Origin of the sequence: Archangium lansingense (assembly GCF_026626635.1) — a bacterium.
GTDB classification, from domain to species: domain Bacteria; phylum Myxococcota; class Myxococcia; order Myxococcales; family Myxococcaceae; genus Archangium; species Archangium lansingense.
The window spans coordinates 11,708,205-11,726,330 of sequence record NZ_JAPNKA010000001.1 but is presented as its reverse complement, the minus strand read 5'-3'; the positions used below and the strand labels follow the sequence as shown (position 1 = coordinate 11,726,330).

Annotated in this window: 9 protein-coding genes; 1 reads left to right on the top strand and 8 read right to left on the bottom strand. The window is 68.0% G+C overall.

What is annotated here, in order from left to right; all coding sequences use genetic code 11:
• Nucleotides 1-43 precede the first annotated feature (43 nt).
• The 5 genes from OV287_RS46755 to OV287_RS46735 all read right to left on the bottom strand — a co-directional run bounded on the left by OV287_RS46755 (nucleotide 44) and on the right by OV287_RS46735 (nucleotide 9,770).
• The gene (locus tag OV287_RS46755; RefSeq protein WP_267540554.1) at nucleotides 44-2,986 is read right to left on the bottom strand and encodes a DUF4215 domain-containing protein; all 2,943 of its coding nucleotides are present in this window, start codon (nucleotides 2,984-2,986) and stop codon (nucleotides 44-46) included.
• 21 nt (nucleotides 2,987-3,007) lie between these two features.
• Nucleotides 3,008-4,273, bottom strand: a complete 1,266-nt coding sequence (locus OV287_RS46750; protein ID WP_267540553.1) for a PEGA domain-containing protein — start codon at nucleotides 4,271-4,273, stop codon at nucleotides 3,008-3,010.
• A gap of 8 nt (nucleotides 4,274-4,281) precedes the next feature.
• The gene (locus OV287_RS46745) at nucleotides 4,282-7,365 is read right to left on the bottom strand and encodes a serine/threonine-protein kinase (protein WP_267540552.1); all 3,084 of its coding nucleotides are present in this window, start codon (nucleotides 7,363-7,365) and stop codon (nucleotides 4,282-4,284) included.
• Between the two features lie 232 nt (nucleotides 7,366-7,597).
• A complete protein-coding gene (locus OV287_RS46740) occupies nucleotides 7,598-9,292 on the bottom strand; it encodes an NHL repeat-containing protein (RefSeq protein WP_267540551.1) in 1,695 nt (564 codons plus the stop codon).
• A 55-nt stretch (nucleotides 9,293-9,347) separates the two neighbouring features.
• Nucleotides 9,348-9,770 (bottom strand): SET domain-containing protein-lysine N-methyltransferase, encoded by a 423-nt coding sequence (locus tag OV287_RS46735; protein WP_267540550.1) that lies wholly within the window; start codon nucleotides 9,768-9,770, stop codon nucleotides 9,348-9,350.
• Between the two features lie 312 nt (nucleotides 9,771-10,082).
• Between OV287_RS46735 and OV287_RS46730 the strand changes: the two genes are divergently transcribed.
• On the top strand, nucleotides 10,083-11,870 hold the full coding sequence (locus tag OV287_RS46730) for a M20/M25/M40 family metallo-hydrolase (RefSeq protein ID WP_267540549.1): 1,788 nt from the start codon (nucleotides 10,083-10,085) through the stop codon (nucleotides 11,868-11,870).
• Between the two features lie 86 nt (nucleotides 11,871-11,956).
• On the opposite strand, the gene OV287_RS46725 is transcribed toward OV287_RS46730, so the two are convergent.
• The 3 genes from OV287_RS46725 to OV287_RS46715 form a co-directional block, all read right to left on the bottom strand.
• On the bottom strand, nucleotides 11,957-13,489 hold the full coding sequence (locus OV287_RS46725) for an Hsp70 family protein (RefSeq protein ID WP_267540548.1): 1,533 nt from the start codon (nucleotides 13,487-13,489) through the stop codon (nucleotides 11,957-11,959).
• Nucleotides 13,490-13,566: 77 nt separating this feature from the next.
• The gene (locus OV287_RS46720) at nucleotides 13,567-14,943 is read right to left on the bottom strand and encodes a RagB/SusD family nutrient uptake outer membrane protein (protein WP_267540547.1); all 1,377 of its coding nucleotides are present in this window, start codon (nucleotides 14,941-14,943) and stop codon (nucleotides 13,567-13,569) included.
• 5 nt (nucleotides 14,944-14,948) lie between these two features.
• Nucleotides 14,949-17,978: a SusC/RagA family TonB-linked outer membrane protein gene (locus tag OV287_RS46715; RefSeq protein WP_267540546.1), complete on the bottom strand. Its 3,030-nt coding sequence runs from the start codon at nucleotides 17,976-17,978 to the stop codon at nucleotides 14,949-14,951.
• Between the last annotated feature and the right edge of the window lie 148 nt (nucleotides 17,979-18,126).

The window sequence follows — 18,126 nt, the reverse complement described above, 5'->3', positions numbered from 1 at the left end:
GCGCCAGGCCGCGCCGGCGGCTTTCACTTCCGGGACAGCGGACCTACGGGACGCAGGTGCCGCTGCCTCCGCACACCAGGCCCGGGTTGCAGTCCTGGCTGCTCGAGCACCGGGTGTTCTCTGGGCAGTCGAAGCCACCGCCTCCGGACATCCCGCTCACCAGGAGGTTGTTGTTCGTGGAGCTGTTGTTCGACGCCGTCTTGATGATGAGCTGGTTGCCGAACGAGCCCGCCTGTTTGTGCGTCAGACTCACGGCGTTCGAGGAGACCGTCGAGGTGATCTCAAGGGCGCTTCCGGATACGCCGGTGATGGCCGTCGAGATGGCCGAGGCCACGGAGTTCGCCGAGGAGCTGCCCGAGATGGAGACGGCGACCCGGGAGCCCCCGACGCTCCCATTCTTGTCGAATTCGAAGACCACCGGGACGTTGAGCCCGTCGTTGATGGTGAAGGTATCGCCGTCCCTCATGTCCCAGCCCCCCGAGCTGGACTTGATGGTGATGGTGCCGGTGGCCTTCCCAAGCTGGTTCGTCGTGCACGTGTTGTCGCAGGTGCCGCAGGTGCTGGTGTTGTTGTCGTCGCAGACCTCGGGGCCGTTCTTGGTACCGTCGCCGCAGTAGGGGCCGTTGAGGCTCAGGGGGGCCGTGCAGGTGTCGTTGCACGTGGTACAGGTCGCGCTGCCGTACGGGCACGTGGTCTCGTTGGCCGTGTTGCCGTCATCGCAGGCCTCGCTCGCATCGTTCTTCACGCCGTCGCCGCAGTAGCGGCCCGTGACGGGGCGCACGGCGGTGCAGGTGGAGTTGCAGGTGTTGCAGCTCGCGGTGCCGTAGGGGCACTCGGCCTCGTCGACGGTGTTGCCGTCGTCGCAGGCCTCGTTCGAGTCCTTCACACCGTCACCGCAATAGCGGCCCGTGAGGGGAATGGCCGCCGAGCAGTCCGCCTTGCACATGCTGCAGCTCGCCTGGCCATAGGGGCACTCGGTGTTGTCGATCTTGTCCCCGTCGTCGCAGACCTCGCTCGGGTGGTTCTTCACGCCGTCACCGCAGTACGTGCCCGTCAGGGTGCGCACGGCCGAGCAGGTGGCGTTGCAGGTGTTGCAGCTCGCGGTGCCATAGGGGCACTCGGTCTCGTTGAGGGTGTTGCCGTCGTCGCAGACCTCGCTCGCGTCGTTCCTCGAGCCGTCACCGCAGTAGCGGCCGGTGCGGGAGATGGGGGCCGAGCAGTCCGCGTTGCACAGGGTGCAGGTCGGGTCGCCGTACCTGCACTCGGTCTCGGTGACTCGGTTGCCGTCGTCGCAGACCTCGCTCAGGTCGTTCTTCGCGCCATCACCGCAGTAGCGGCCCGTGAGGTTGAGGGTCGCCGAGCAGGCCGCGTCACAGGCCTGGCAGGTCATCTGCCCGTACGGGCACTCGAACTCGGTGAGGTCGTTGCCGTCGTCGCACTTCTCGCTGGCGTCGTTCTTCGCGCCGTCACCGCAGTAGCGGCCGGTGAGGTTGAGGGCGGAGGAGCAGGTGCCGTTGCAGGCGGTGCAGGTGCGGGTGCCGTACGCGCACTCGGTCTCGGTGGAGGTGTTGCCGTCGTCGCAGGCCTCGGTGCGCACGGGGCCGGAGACGTTGACCCTGCCATCGCCGCAGACGTTGGGCTTGCAGGTGCTGAGGCAGTCGTCCTCGTTGCTGGTGTTGCCGTCGTCGCACGTCTCGCCGGCGGCCGTGTTGAGCGTCCGGTCACCGCACAGGGGCGGGGTGCAGTCGTTGTCGCAGTAGGGCGAGTTCGGGCCGTCGTCGCACTGCTCGTTGGCCGCGGTGTTGAGGTACCTGTCGCCGCAGCTGGCCGGCTGGCAGTTGGCGTTGCACGTCAAGGTGTTGCCGCGCGTGTCGCACAGCTCCCTGTCGGGGGTGGTGAAGTTGACGTGGCCGTCGCCGCAGAAGGCGATGGTGCAGTCGCTGTCGCAGGCGGCGCTGTTGGCGTTGGTGCCGTTGTCGCACTGCTCCCCGGCGCTGGTGTTCACGACGCCATCGCCGCACCTGCGCAGCATGCAGTTGCTGTTGCAGTTGGCGGACTCGCCCCGGTCATCGCACTGCTCACCCGCGGTGCGGTTGATGACGCCGTCGCCGCAGATGCGCAGCGTGCAGTTGGCGTTGCAGGCGACGGACTCGCCCGCGTCGTCGCACTGCTCCTCCGGGTCGCGCACGCCGTTGCCGCAGCCCTCGCCGGAGAGGCAGTCGGAGCTGCAGCCGTCGCCGCTCACGACGTTGCCGTCATCGCAGAACTCGCCGACGGAGACGTCCTTGGTGCCGTTGCCGCACGTCTCGTTGGACTTGCAGTCGGAGCTGCAGCCGTCGGCGTTCACGTTGTTGCCGTCGTCGCAGACCTCGCCCTTGACGGTGTCCTTGTAGCCGTTGCCGCAGCTCTCCTGGGACTTGCAGTCGGAGCTGCAGCCGTCACCGCTCTCGTTGTTGCCGTCGTCGCACTTCTCGCCCTTGGCGGTGTCCGTGTAGCCGTTGCCGCACGTCTCCAGCGACAGGCAGTCCGCGCTGCAGCCGTCACCCGAGCGGGTGTTGTAGTCGTCGCAGACCTCGCCCACGGCCCGGTCCACGATGCCGTTGCCGCACAGCTCGCTGGACTTGCAGTTGCCGCTGCAGCCGTCCTTGTCGGCGGTGTTGCCGTCGTCGCAGACCTCCTCGCGGGCCACGTCCACGATCTGGTTGCCGCAGATCTCGGTCGACGTACACGTCCGGCTACAGCCGTCGCCATCGACGATGTTGCCGTCGTCACAGGCCTCGCCCTGCTGGATGATGCCATCGCCACAGTCGGTCTTGATGCACACGTCCTGGCGGGCGGCGCACTTCTGGCCGGCGGGGCAGAACAGTCCGGAGGGGCACTGGACGCTGGTGGGCTCGAAGCAGGAGGAGAAGAAGGGAAGGGCCAGGAGCGCCAGGGCGAGCGCGGTGGCGTGGCCGGTCAGCTGGAGAGGCTGCTCTCGTTTCATGGGGGGGACTCTCGAGGGCTCTCAGAAACGGAAGGTGGTGAGGATGCCGCCCGTGCCGCTACCGACGAGGGGCGCGACACCCACGACCTCCACCTTCTTCTGGGTGGGGTCGATCCGGAACGGCTGGGGCTGGTTGATGAAGACGAGCACCACACCGGTGACGAGCGCGGCGCCGCCGAGGGCGTACCCACCGATGGCCAGGGACTGGTAGGTGTTGCCCCGGTTGAGGGTGGCGTCGAGGGCCGGGGTCAGGAAGCAGCCACCGCACTGGGTAACGCCCTCGTCGAGGGCGCGGAGGTTGTCCCGGGCCTGGAGGTGGAGCCAGCCGCTGCCCGCGCCCACGGCCACACCCGCGCCCACCACCATCCAGGGCATCCACGCGGCCCACTTGCGCCGGTACTCGATGAGGTCCTCGGAGGTGAACATCTTGAGCTGGAGGGCGGCCGTTTCGCCGGGCAGCAGCGTGCGGCTCTGGTCGGAGGGGAGGAAGCCCTCCTTGGTGGCGACGATGCTGTGCGCGCCGGGGCGCACCAGCCCCGCGTAGTTTCCGGGGGCGACGAACAGGGTCTGGCCGTCCAGGGTGACGGTGGCTCCGGGCGTGTCGCAGGAGATCTCCACCCGGGCGAGCTGCCGCTCCATGAGCGTCTTGTAGTTGCGGGCGTACTCGTACTTCTCGGTCTCCAGGGGCGCCGGTCCGTAGCGCAGCGCCTCCACGAGCTGCTCGTGGACTTCCACGGGCTGGTCCAGGTTCATCAGCGCCAGCGCCAGGTTGTAGTGGATGGCCGGGTGCTTCCACGACTGGAGCGCCTCTCGGTACTTCTCCACGGCCTGGACGAAGACGGACTCCTTGAGCAGCGCGTTGGCCGCCTGGAAGAGCACCATCGCAGCCTGCTGCTGCTCCTTGGACACGCCCTTGGCCCAGGGCCGATCCCCGGTTGGTTCAGGCATGGTGGCCGCCTGCGGCGCGGAGGGAGGCGGAGGTGCCAGGTTGGGCGCCTCGGTGGAGGGTTGGAGCGCGGCGCCCAGGGGGGCGTCGGACGCGGTGGGGATCTCGGAGGTAGGCGCGTCGGCTGCGGGTTTCTCCACGGCTCCGGGCCGCTGCTTGGAGCGGAGCCGCTTGGAGCCGGACAGCTTCGCACCGGCCTGCCTGGCGCCAGCCTGCTTCTTGACGGGCTTGCGCACCGCCGCGGTCTTCTGCTTGCCGCGGGCCGTCTGGGCCTCCACGGGCGCCGTCCACAGCGCAAGGAGCGCAGCGGACAGGGTGAGCACGAACCTGGACCTGTTCATCACCATTCTCACTTCAGGACCTCGATGACCGGACTGCCGAGCTGGGCCTGCAGGCGTTGCGCGCGCTCCTGCTCACGGCGCAGCAGATTGGCGAGACTCTCCGCCGCCTTGATGGCCTCTTCCTTGGCCTGGCGCGCTTCCCGCGCACTGGACTCGGCGCGTCGCTTGGCGCCCTTGGCGCGCGTTTGCGCCTCCTGGGCCCGCTTGAGCGCCAACAGCAGCTCGTCGTTCTTGCTGAGCAGCTCCTGGTTGGTGAGCGCCACCTGCGCGTTGGCCGCCTCCGCCGCCTGCTGCGCCTTCTGGCGCTCCAGCTCCTTGGCCTGCACCTCGGCCAGACGCTCCTTGGCTTCCACCTCGGCACTGCGCGCCGTCTGCTCGGCGGTGCGCGCCACGGACTCCGCCTTGAGGGCCACCTCCGCCTGGCGCTCGGCCTCCCGCTGCGCATTGCTGATGACCACCAGCGCCACCGCCGCGGCGATGACCAGCAGTCCCAGGAAGGTGGCGCCGCCGAAGAGCAGCGCCTTCCTCAGCCGCCTGCCCTTCTTCGCCTGGGCGAAGACCGACGCGAGGTAGTCCTGCTGAAGCTGCGGCAGCTCCCCGCGGAAGCGCCGCTGGAAGCGCAGCGCTTCCTCCACCATCTCGCCGCGCCACAGCAGGTTGCTGTCGAAGTTCTTGGCCTGCCACTGCCGGGCCGCGTTGCGCAGCTGCTCCAGGAAGCCTGCGTCCTCCTGGCCCTCGTCCAGCCAGCGCTTGAGCGTGGGCCAGCTGTGCAGCAGTGACTCGTGGACGATTTCCACCGTCGCGCCCGTGGCCCCGCTTCCCGTCTGCACGACGAGCAGACGCGCCTGGACGAGATGGTCGATGAGCCGCTGCATCTCCCCCGAGTCCTTCGTCAGCTCACGCAGCTCGTCCACCGAGACGATGGCGCGCGTGCGCTCGGGCGTGACGAGGCGCAGGAAGACCGCGCGGACCAGGGTGCGCTCCGCGTTGGACATGCTCGCGAGCACGCTGTCGGCGTGGCTGGCGAGCGCGCCCGCGATGCCACCGATGGACTGGTAGGCGCTCTCGGTGAGCAGCTTGTTCCGGGTGTCGCGAGACTCCCAGAGCTTGGTGGCCGCGAATTGCAGGAGCGGCAGCGCGCCCTGGCTGGCGTCCAGGTGCGCCAGCATGTCGTCCACCATCGCCGGAGACTCGAACTGGTAGCCGGCCATCTCCGCCGGCTGCACCAGCGCGTCCCGCAGGCCCTCGCGGTTGGGCGCGGTGAGGAAGTAGAGCCCCTGGCTCAGCTCGCTCATGAAGCGCTCGTCCTCGGGCACCCGGTCCAGGAAGTCCGAACGGATGGAGAGGATGACGCGGATGGGCGAGGTGGCGTCGTCCGCGATGCCCGACAGGCACGCGGTGAAGGCCAGGCGCTCCTGCTCGTCCGGCACCAGTGTGTAGAGCTCCTCGAACTGGTCGATGAAGAGGAGGATTTTGCGGCGCTCGCGGCGGGCGCGGCTGCGCAGCAGGCTGCCCACGTAACCGGGCTCCGCCTTCAGGCGCTCGACGAGCCGCTGCTGCTGCTCGATGTCCTCGTCCACGGTGGTGGAGGAGCCCACCAGCGGCGCCACGATGTTGGCCAGGGCCGTCAGCGGGCTGCGGCCGGGGCGGATGACGAGCGACTCCCAGGCCGTACCGGAGCGCTTGAGCACGGGCACCAGACCCGCGCGCACGAAGGAGGACTTGCCCGTACCGGAGGGGCCCACGACGGCCAGCAGCGGCCGATCGCTGATGCGGTTGACCAGCGCGGCGATTTCCCGCGTGCGGCCGAAGAAGCGGTCCGCGTCCGCCTCCTGGAAGGAGCTGAGGCCCGCGTAGGGGCTCTCGTCGATGCGCAGCTCGCGGCTGTAGCGCCCCGGGAGGAAGGGCTCCAGGGCCTTCAGCAGCGAGTTGGCGTCCGGGAAGCGCTCGTCCTTGGGCTTGAGCAGGCACCGGTCGATGACGGCGGCCAGGTCCGGCGGGGCATCCGGCACCACGCTCTGCAGGCGCGGCATTGCCTCGTCCATCATCGCCGTGACCATGAGCTGCGGGCCGCGCAGTGGGTCCAACGGATGCTTTCCGGCGATCATCCGGAACAACATGATGCCCACGGCCCAGATGTCGGCCCGGTGGTCGATGGGGATGCCGATGCCCCACTGCTCCGGGGCCATGTACGCCATGGTGCCCATGATGGCGCCGCGGCGGGTAAGGTTGGAGACGTCCTCGCCCAGCTCGTGGGCGGAGGGCAGCTGGGGCTTGCCGTGGCCCTGGGCGATCAGCCCCTCGTTGGGCTCGTCCCCCTGGAGCACCTTGGCGATGCCGAAGTCGAGCACCTTGATGGCGCCCGCGTTCGTCACGACGATGTTCTCCGGCTTGAGGTCGCGGTGGACGATGCCCTGCTCGTGGGCGCACGCCAGCGCACGCACCACCGGCACCATCAGCTCCACCGCGCGCGTGGGCGGCAGGCGCTGCTTGCCCATCACCTTCATCAGCGGCTGGCCCTCGAGGAACTCCAGCACCATGAAGGGGCCGGCCTGGGACTCGCCAACCTCGTAGATGATGACGATGTTCTCGTGGCTGCAGCGCGCCGTGGTTCGCGCCTCGAGGATGAAGCGCTTGGTGACGTCCGCGTCCTGGGTGTGCAGGAACTTGATGGCGACGCGCCGGCCTAGCCGCGTGTCACGGGCGAGGAAGACGGTGCCCATGCCGCCGCTGCCCAGCTCGCGGATGAGCTCGTAGTGCTGGATGCGCGTGCCGGGCCTGAGTCCGTGGCCCTCCTGCTCTCCGGAGCCCGTGGAGCCAGAGCCCGACGGATTGGAGCCCGAGTAGCCCGAGCCTGAGAGACCCGAACCGGAGTGGCTCGAGCTCGAGTGGCTCGAGCTCGAGTGGCCCGAGCTCGAGTGGCCTGAACCGGAGGGGCCATCCCACGTGTTGGGTTGTGAGCGCTCTTCTTGTGGGGCGGGCGTGAAGAGCGACTCCACGTCCGCGGCGAGGGTCCGCTCGTCCAGGTCCGCATCCACCACCACGGAAGGGGCGGAGGACCAACTCACGGCGGCTGCTTCGTTCTTCTTCATGCCGGTGACGTCCCCTAGGAATCACTCACGCTCGGGGAGCGGTCCGAGGGGACGTCACCAGTTGCTCCGGATCAGCGAGCCTCCAGCTCCATCCCCTTTTCTCCCCATGATTGGGCGTAATCATACATGGAGGATGGAATTCGGATAGTCCGCGTCCCCATGGAAGCACCGGTTCCTTGGAAAGCGGGGTTCCAAGGCAGGGGGGCGGCCGGGCAGGCGGGTCGGGAAGGGCTCAGCGGCTGGTGAAGACGAGGACGCGGTTGTTGCCGTAGTCCGACACCAGGACATGGGGCCACGTCAGGAGCACTCCCCCTGGCTGGTTGAGGGTGCGCCCGCTCGGGGTGGTGCCCGTGGGCGGATCATTGAGGTCCGCGTGGGTGAAGTCGGCCTGGCCGAGGACGGTGTCCGCCGGGGTCCCGTTGAGGGTGGGGAGGGTGTTCCAGACCAGCACCCGGTGCTGCTGGCTGGCGGTGACGAAGAGCTGCAGCCCAGTGGAGGCGACGGTGTAGGGCGTGTTCATTCCGGTGGCGGTGAGGGCCGTGGCGCGCGAGGTGAAGTCGGCCTGGCCCAGGACGACGTCCGCGGGCTGCCCGTCGGTGGTGGGGAACTGGTTCCAGAGGAGCACCCGGTTGTTGTAGCTGTCGGCCACCACGAGGCGGGTGCCATCCGTCCACACCCCGGTGGGATTCCAGAGCGTGGTGGCGCCGGGGGTGCTGTCCTTCACCGCATCGCCGTTCGCGTCATTCTCGACGCAGGTGGTGAAGGAGCGCTGGCCGAGGACGAGGTCCGCCGGCGCTCCGTTCGTGGCGGGCAGGGTGTTCCACACCAGGACGCGGTTGTTCGAGCTATCCGCCACGAGCAACTTGCCGTGGCCGAGGAACACGTCCTCCGGGAAGGAGAGCGACGTCCGGGCACATCCGGGGAGCCGGTCGCCGGGGTCGAAGCCCGGCTGCCCGAGGACGAGCGAAGGTGTGGCCCCGGTGCTGGCGGGGAGCGTGGTGTGGAGCAGGACGCGGCTGTTGCGTGTGTCCGCCACCGCCAGCCGGGTCTCGTCACTGGAGAGGCCTTCCGGAGCGCCGAGACCCTGCTGTCCGCTGCCGGTGTCGAAGTTCGAGAAGTCGGGTTGGCCGAGGACGAAGCCCGCGCTCGCGCCGTTGGTCGCGGGCACCCCGTTGAATCCGAGCACCCGGTTGGAGCCCGTGTCCGGGACGTAGAGCCGCCCCTGCGCGAAGGCTGGGTTTCCCACGGGATTGCGCAGGGTGCTGTCCCCGATGGTGCCGCCCCGGTCTGCCGCCTTGCTCGTGAAATTGCCCTGGCCGATGACGACGCTGGCGGCCTGGAAGGTGTCCAGCGCGTACCAGTCACGGCACCGCACGGCGAGGTCCGCCACGTTGCCGGCCACCATCCCGCTTCCGTTCGACACGGTGCAGCGCTGGCCCTGGGGCTGAGTGGCCACGCTCACCCCGTAGGAACTGCCCCGCGGCAGCTTCGTCGTGAAGGTGAAGCCACCATTCGTGGTGACCTGGAGCGTCTCGTTCCCGAGGCTCAGCCCGAGCGTCCCGCGCAGGCCCTCCACCGTGCCGCCGAGCGTGTACGTCTTCGTCGCGCAGCGCACCTGCACGGAGCTCACGTCCGCGCCGGCCACCTTGCCCGTTCCGCCCTCGACGGTGCAGTCCTGCTCCGGGGGCGTGGCGGTCACCGTCACGCTGTAGCTGCTCTGGTCTTCCAGCGGCGTCTCGAACGAGAAGGGCCCATCCGCGCCGCGGGTGAGGCTCTGGTGCCCGTTGAGCTGGAGGGTGAGGTTGCCGCCGGAGAGCCCGGTGATGCTTCCTCCCACCCGGTACGTCGCGGGGGGGGCGGGTGGCTCCTCACGGCACGCGGCCACCAGCGTGGACAGACTCAGAAGACCCAGACGACCGATGCGCATGCCTGGGTTTATGTCACGGGCCCGGACGGAGCGACAAGCCGAGCCCCCCGCCGGCTCAGGGCATCTCCTGGCCGCGCGTCTTCCACCAGTTCTCCCCGTAGCTGATGCACAGCTGCTCGCCGGCCTCGATGTCGCGCAGGGCGTAGAAGGTGAAGACGTCCTTGGGCGACGCGCCCTTCTGGTAGCCCCGGTAGTACGACACGTTGGGCTCCTGCGAGTGGTTGTAGATCATCCCGAAGCCCATCACGATCGCCACCCACTCACCGCCCTGGTCCTCCTCGTGTGGACCCCACTCGATGTTGAACACGTAGTCCGAGAGGGCGGAGTTGCGCACGGAGCGGAACGGCACCTTGAGGTAGTGGCACTCTTCCAGGATGGTGCCCTCCGGGATGGCCTCGTCCGCGAAGACGCCATAGCCCCACTCGCACGGCTTCACCTTCAATCCCGGGTGGACGAAGAGTGGCTCTCCTGACTGCATCCTTGAAACCCTTTGTCGCGATGCCGGGGGCGGCCCGGTCCGTGGCCGCGTGCTACCACGATCGTCGCGCCGAGCACCTTCTCACTGGGGAGGGGGGATGAATTCGTTGGCCTTCCTAGGATTGCCGCACGGCGGCGTTTCCTCCCGAGTCTCTTCGTGGGCTCGCCGCGAGTCCTACACTCCAAGTTCTTTCCTGATGTGCCCGGAGTGCAATAAGTTCTCGTGTTGGCGGATAAGTCTGCCTTCCTTGCGAAACGGGTAGGTACGATTCGCGGGATTCCCCCCATGAAGCACCAGCGCCAGGAGAAGTGTATGGCAATCAGGAAGTTCGGACCGGTCGTCGCGTTGCTCGCGTGTGCCGCCCCCGCATTCGCGGAAGCAGCCCCGAAGGAGAAGGAGGTGTGGATCACCATCGGGTCGGACGCGCTGGAGCCCGCGCGCGCTTCGTTCAAGGAGAAGGGTCTGGTGGCGCTGCCCGCGCCGGCGCTGGAGAAGGGTGGCGTGGCGGCGCTGCGCGTGCCCGAGTCGCAGCTGGAGAAGCTGGCCGAGGCGATGCACGACAAGCTCAACCGCTGCGCGGGCTTCATGGCCCATGACAGTGAGGCGCAGGCGCGCGCGGCCGTGGAGGGCACCAGCGCTCCGCAGGCCCTGGCGTCGCTGGTGAGCTACACGCTCAACAACAGCGCCTCGGTGAACGTGATGCTGGGCGGAGTGCAGGAACTCAACATCCGCAACACCATCAACTCGCTGTCCACCAGCTGGACGTCGCGCCGCTACAACCAGCAGGGTGGTGCCGATGCGGCCACGTGGCTGAAGAACCAGTGGACCACCATCGCCAACGGGCGCAGCGACGTGCAGGTCGCGTTCTTCACGCACACGAGCACCGTCTCGCCGCAGCCGTCCGTCATCGCCACCATCACCGGCACCACGCACCCCAACGAGGTGGTGGTGATTGGCGGTCACCTGGACTCCATCAACACCGGTGGCTCCACCCTCTCGGCGCCGGGCGCGGATGACGATGCCTCGGGCGTGGCCTCGCTCACGGAGGCCTTCCGGGTGGCCATGGCCAATGGCTACAAGCCGGCCCGTACGGTGAAGTTCATGGCCTATGCCGCCGAGGAGGTGGGCCTCAAGGGCTCGGCCGACATCGCCGCCTGGCACGTGACCAACGGGGTGAACGTGGTGGGCGTGCTGCAGCTGGACATGACGAACTACAAGGGCTCCAGCTACGACTTCGCGATGGTGACGGACAACACCAACGCGGCGCAGAACTCCTTCGTCACCAGCCTCATCTCCACGTACCAGCCGACGATGACGTACACCAACATCTCGTGCGGCTACGGCTGCTCGGACCACGCCTCGTGGCACGCGAGGGGTTTCGCCACCTCGATGCCCTTCGAGGCGACGATGAGCACGTCCAACCCGTACATCCACTCGGCGAACGACACGCTGACGAACTCGACCAACAGCAACGCGAGCAACTCGGTGAAGTTCTCCAAGCTGGCGGTGTCCTTCCTGGGTGAGCTGGCCAAGGGTGCGACGACCGGCAACACCCCGCCTCCGGTGGACAGCGGTGGTGGCGGTGGCACCATCAACACGGCCACCTACGACGCGACGCTGAAGGCGCCCCGGTGCACCGCGGCGGGCGCGGGCTGCGACTCGGGCTCGCTGCTCAACGGCCGCGGCGGCCTGGGCCCCGAGGTGAACAAGCCCAACACCATCAACGCCTCCTGCACGGATGGCGCCTCGGGCACCTACCACTCGGACGAGTCCAACGACCGCCTCAAGGTGGCCACGACGGACGGGACGAACCTGGCGGCTGGCAAGCAGGTGACGGTGACGGCCACGGTGTGGGCCTACTCCGCGTCGTCGGACACGCTGGACCTGTACTACACGGCGAATGCGAGCAGCCCGTCGTGGACGCTCATCGGCTCGTACAAGCCGAGCGGCTCTGGAGTGCAGACCATCACCGCCAACTACACGCTGCCCGCCGGCGCCAACCAGGCGATTCGCGCGAACTTCCGCTACCAGGGCAGCGCGGGCACGTGCACCACGGGCTCGTACGACGACCGCGACGACCTGATCTTCTCGGTGCAGTGACGAGCCAACCACCCCTCTCCCCCCGGGAGAGGGAGGGGATGAGGGTATCTCTCACCCCGGGTTGAATCCCGCCCCGGAGCCGTGGCTCAAGAAGCCGCGGCCCGGGGCGCTCTCATTTGAGGGGACGCGTCGATGATGGGGGCGGGGACGGGCTTCCCCTCGGCGGTGGCGAGGAAGGCCCGGAGGACGAAGTCCTGGCCCATGTGCAGCTCGAGCCGGGGAGCGGAGCCACTGCGGCGCCACTCGGGGCCCACCTGGAGGGTGCCGAGCACCTCACGGTCCACGCTGGTGGTGTCCAGGGACTCGAAGACGAGCACGGGCAGCGGCGTGGGGCCTGGGGGCAGGGACTCCAGGGACACGGACTTGCGGCAGGGCACCGGGGTGTTGGCGGGGATGACCTCGTGGGTGGCGCCGCCGGGGAGCATGACGCTCACGGGCATGGGCACCACGTCCATGAGGCCGGTGCCGCCGGGCCGGGACAGGTTGCGGCCGAGGATGGCGGCGCCCACCGCCACGCCCAACTCCGGGTGCACGTCCTTCTCCGAGGAGAAGCGGCGGAAGTGCGAGAGGCGCTCGCGGATGGCGGGCATGCGCGTCTGGCCGCCCACCAGCACCAGCTCGTCCACCTGGTTCGGCTTGAGGCTCGCGCGCTCCAGCACCTCGTCGCAGGCGGACACGGTGCGCTCGATGAGCCGGAAGGTCATCTCCTCCAGCCGCTTGCGGGTGAGGCGGAACTGGAAGTCCAGGAAGCCGCCGTCCGGCCCCTGGGTGATGCAGGGCACGCGCAGGTCCGCCACCTCGGCCCGGGAGAGTTGAATCTTCACGGACTCGGCGGCGAAGACGAGCCGCTGCATGACGACCTTGTTGGCGCGCACGTCCACGCCGTGCTGCTGGTGGAACTCCTCGGCCAGGTGCTCGACGATGCACTCGTCGAAGTTGGCGCCACCCAGGAAGGCATCGCCGCCGGTGGCCAGCACCTTCACCACCCGGTTCTGCACGGACATGAGCGTGGCGTCGAAGGTGCCGCCGCCCAGGTCGAACACCATCACCGTCTGCTCCGGGTTGCGCAGGTTGGCGTAGTAGAGCGCCGCCGCGGTGGGCTCGTTGATGATGGCGCGCACCTTCATGCCCGTGCGCTCGGCCGCGTGCCGCACCGCCTCGCGCTGGCGGATGCTCGCGTGGGCCGGCACGGTGAGCACGCACTCGGAGAACGGCTCGCCCGCGGCGTGGTTGGCCAGCGTGAGGATGTGCCGCAGGATGAAGTACGCCACCTCGTTGAGCGGCGTCACCCGGTTGTACACCTTCACCGCGCAGTAGCCGTCCGGGCCCTCCACCAGGTTGAAGGCGAAGCGCTCCCGGTGCTTCTGCACGTACTCGGACTGGTAGCGCCGCCCGAGGAAGCGCTTGGCGCCGAAGATGGTGTGACGCGGGTCGTCGATGATCTGCCGGCGCGCGGCGGGGCCGACGATGGCCTTGTCCGCTGCGTGGTACCAGGCCACCGACGGGAGGATGAAGTTCTTGTCCGACACGGGCACCAGCTTCAGCTTCCCCTGCCGGTCGAAGAACGCCGCTGCCGTGTTGGTCGTGCCGAAGTCGATGCCGAGGATGGGGCCACTCATGGGGGGGGCCCACTCTAAAACGAAGCGGGCGGGTATCGTATGGATACCCGCCCGCTCATGCCCTCAGTGAGGGTGGTCTACTCCCGCGCGTCGGTCTCGGTGACCGGGATGGGGAAGTGGTGGTGCACCTTGAACTCCACGCCCGTGGGATCCTCCCGGCGCAGCTCCTCCAGGCGGCCGTAGCGGCGCATGTCGATCCACCGGTGCCCGGCCTCGAAGAGCAGCGAGAAGCGGCGCTGCCTGAGCAGCTGGTCCTCGAGCGGCTTGCCGGTCAGCACCTCGGGGATGGCGGGCACCTCGCCCGACTCGGTCCGGAGGAAGTTGAGGAGCTGCATGGCCTTCGCGTCCTCGCCCTGCTTCATGTGGGCCTCAGCGCGCAGGAGGATGAGCTCCTCGTTGCGGATGATGGGCAGTGGGTCCGAGTTGTTCAGGTACCGGGTGAACTTCACGTCGGAGGTGATGCCCTGCCAGTTGCCCTCCTTGCCCGCTTCCACCTTGGTCACCTTGTCCGCCACGCGGGCGTCCAACACCTTCTGCTCCGAGTCGACGAGCGGCTCCAGGGCGTCCGTGAGGAGGATGGGGTTGGCGTAGATGTTGGCGCTGTTGAGCCCGTTGCCCGTGTCACCCGAGCTGCCGCTGAAGACGTGGTACACGCCGGTGTCGAACTCGCCGGTCTCGTCCAGGAAGGACTCGTCCAGGGCGTTCTGCGCGTCGGGCCAGTTCTCCGTGTAGACGGCCACCCGCGCGCGGATGGCGCGGTTGAACTTCAGGAAGGTAGCGGGCTCGTCGAAGTCCACGAAGCCGGCGCTCAGCTTGAACGGGAATTTGTCCCCGCCCGCCTGCAGGTGCACCTTGGCCTCATCCAGCAGCTTGGTGATGTGGGCGAACACCTCCGCCTTGCTCACGATGGGGGCCAGCTCCGCACCCAGCTTGCGGTTCACGTCGATGGGCGCGCCCGCTTCGTCCCGGGTGTTGATGATGGTGAGGAAGTCCAGGGCCATGAGCGTCTTGGCGAAGCCCCGGATGGCCTCCTTCTCGGCGTCCGTCACGCCCGTGACAATCTCCGTGGCGTCCAGCACGGTGTGGGCGTTGCGGATGTTGAGGTAGGGGCCGGTCCAGAAGTTGCCGCCGAAGGCGGGGCTGCCGGGATCCAACCGCTCACCCGACAGCATCTCGCTGACGTAGCGGGGGTCGGCGATGTCGAGGATGTAGCCCTCGCGGCCGAGCGTGCCGAGCTGGGCCACGTACCCGTTCTGGGAGGACATGCCCGCGCGGTAGCCGATGAGCAGACCGGTGCTGGCGCTCATCACGCTGGAGCGCGTGGGGTTGTCGCGGATGGACTCGACGCCCGGGTTGTTCAGGTCCGGGACGTACAGGTCGCAGCCTCCGAGGCCCATCGTGGCGCAGAGGGCCAGGGCCACCTTGGTCATCTTCTTCATATTGCGGATTTTCATGGTCCTCAGAACCCCAGATCGATGGACGTCCAGAAGCTACGGCTGGGCGGGAAGGGGGCCACGTCGATGTTGCGGGCGATGGCCTGGTTACCGAAGTTGCTCACCTCGGGATCCAGTCCCGAGTAGTTGGTGAAGGTGAACAGGTTGCGGCCGCTGACGGTCAGGCGGGCCGACCTCAGGCCGGGGACGCGCGTCACGTAGCTCTCCGGCAGGTTGTAGGAGAGGGAGACCTCGCGAATCTTGAGGAAGGAGGCGTCCTCCACGTACACGGCCGCGTTGGTGGCCCAGTCCTTCTGCCGCTGCGCGCCGTTCTGCTCGTAGTCGCGCGTGTTCTTGGAGGCATCGTAGAGGAAGCGCGTCAGGTTGATGACGTCGCTGCCCTGCTGCCAGTCGAGCAGGAAGGACAGGGAGAAGTCGCGGTACTTCACCGTGTTGGCGAAGGCCATGCGGAAGTCCGGCTCGGCGTCGCCAATCTTCTTCACGTCGCAGCAGGTGCCGTCCGCCTTGGGAACGCGGCCGACGATCTGCGTGGCGCTGGCCCCCTCCTCGATGCGGAAGGCGCCGAGGCTGGTGCCGAAGCCGCCGACGTTGAAGGCGGGCACGGGCATGTTGGTGATCACGCTGCGGTTGAGGGCGAAGGTGGTGTTGGACACCCACTCCCAATCGTTGTTCTTCACCGGGGTGAGCTGGAGCATCGCCTCCACGCCGCGGTTCACCATCTCGCCACCGTTGAAGATCTCGGTGGTGTAGCCGGTGGACGGAGCCACCGCGCGCAGCAGCAGCATGTCGTTGATGGTGCGCTGGTAGACGTTGAGCTCCACCACGGCGCTGCCGTTGAGGAGCAGCGCGTCCACACCGGCCTCGATTTCACCCTGGCGCTCGGGGCGCAGGTCCGGGGAGGCGGCGATGCCGCTGCCGATGATGCCGGAGTTGCCACCGATGTTGTTGCTGGCCAGCCAGGAGTTGAACTTCATGCCGTACACCGGCTGGTTGCCCGTCTCACCGTACGCCAGACGAACCTTGAGCTCGTTGATGGCGGGGTGGAGGTTGGGCAGGCGGTAGGCGGTGGCGATCTTCGGGTAGAAGAAGACCTGGTTGATGTTGCTGTTGTTGCTGCTCTGCTCGCCGAGCACCGAGCCCACCAGGGTGAGGCGCTCGTCCAACAGCAGCATCTCCTCCTGGAGGAACACGCTGCGGTCGCGCACGATCTGGCGGTTCTGGCGCACGCCCACCTGGGTGGCCGAGTCCACGTTGGGCTGGCCGGCGGTGAGGTCGCGGGCGGTGACGTACAGCGAGTCCAGGCTGCGCTGCTCGAACTGGAAGCCAACGGAGGTGTTGGCGCTCAGCACGCCGGAAGCGGGCCGGTACGAGTGCACCGCGTTGACGCTGGTGTTGAGGTTGAGGACCTCGCTGGTGGCGAAGAGCGAGGTGCCCGGGAGCTGGTCATCCGCCGGCTCGAAGTGGAGCTCGTTGGGGAAGACGAGCGTGTTCTTCTGCTGGAAGCGGTCCACACCCACGGTGGCGCGCAGCTTGAGGTTCTGGGTGTCGCTCTTGTAGGCGTTCCACACCGCGTCGGCCGAGCCCATCAGACGCCAGACGTCCTCATCGTTCTTCATGAGGGCCGCGGTCTGCAGCGGGTTGGAGCCGTTGGTGAGGAAGGGGTTGGCGGGGAAGGAGCCGTCCCGGGTGGCCTGCAGGTCCACGAAGTTGGGCGTGGAGGGCAGCACCATGTGGTACGACACGCTGTTGTTGTCGTTGTTGGTGAGACCGCGCTGGCCCAGCGAGTGGATGAAGCTGGTGGTGGTGTTGACCTCGAAGTTCTCGCTGAACCGCTGGCCGAGGTTGAGGCGGAAGCTCTGCTTCTCGTAGCCGGTGTTGGTGATGATGCCCGCGTCGTCCTTCACCATGGCGGAGGCGAAGTAGCGGGTGTCACCGGCCGCGCCGCTCACGCTGGCGAGCGTCTCGTAGGACGGGGTCCGGTTGGCGGCGAGCTGCTCCTCGTGATCGTAGATGCGGCCGGACTGGAAGTAGTCGGCGGCCTTGGTGCCGAAGACCTCCTGGGCCTCCTCCATGGTCTCGATGCGGCGGCTGCCCAGCTTGTTGGCCAGCGAGTACATGCCCACGCGCTGGGTGACGGCCACCTGGGGACCCGCGCCGGCCTTGCCCTTCTTGGTGGTGATGATGACCACGCCGTTGGTGGCCTTGGAGCCGTAGATGGCCGCGGCGGAGGCGCCCTTGAGGACCTCGATGCTCTCGATGTCGTTGGGGTTGATGTCCGCGATGCGGTTGACCTGGTTGTCCTGGGTGGGCGAGGGGTTGGAGCCGCTCACCGAGCCCGTCACCTCGAAGATGCCGGAGGCGATGGCCACGTCGCTGATGATGACGCCGTCCACCACGTAGAGCGGCTGGTTGGAGCCGTTGATGGTGGAGACGCCGCGCATCTTGATCTGCATGCCGCCGCCCGGAGCACCCGAGTTGCTCTGGATGTTGGCGCCTGCCACCTTGCCCTGGAGGGCCTGGTCCACCGTGGAGGCGGGAGCGCGGTTGAGCTCCTCGGTGTTCACGGAGACCACCGAGTTGGCCACGTGCTTACGGGCCAGCTCGCTGGCGCGACCGACGACGACCATCTCCTCGACGAAGGTGGCATCCAGCGCCACCGTCACGCTGTCGCGGTTGGCGCCGACCACGACCTCGCGGTCCTTGTGGTCCTGGCTGGAGAAGAGCAGCGTCACCGGGCCCTTGGGGATGTCCAGGGTGAAGGAGCCGTCGAGCTCGGTCTCTACGCCCTTGGTGGTGCCCTTGATGATGACGCGCGTGAGCGGCAGGCCATCATTGGTCAGCGCGTCCAGCACCTTACCGGTGATCTTGCGCGTGTTGGCCGGAGCCGGAGCCGGAACCACGGTGGCGGCCGGTGCTTCGGCCGGCTGCGGCGCCGCGGCAGGCTGCGGTGCGGCCGCATCCTGCTCCTGCGCCCTGGCTTCGACGGAAAGGAGTGCAAGTGCACACCCTGAGATCAACGCTTGTTTCAGCGTCATTCGCTCTTCACCTCAACGTTGCTGCGGATGGAGCGGCCCCCCTGTGCGGGCTGCCGTTGGGCGCAGATCGTGTGTGGGAAGCCGGCGTACAGTCAACGTCGCTTATCCGACGCAAAACCGTGTATGCTAGGGCTCACTTTCCGATAGT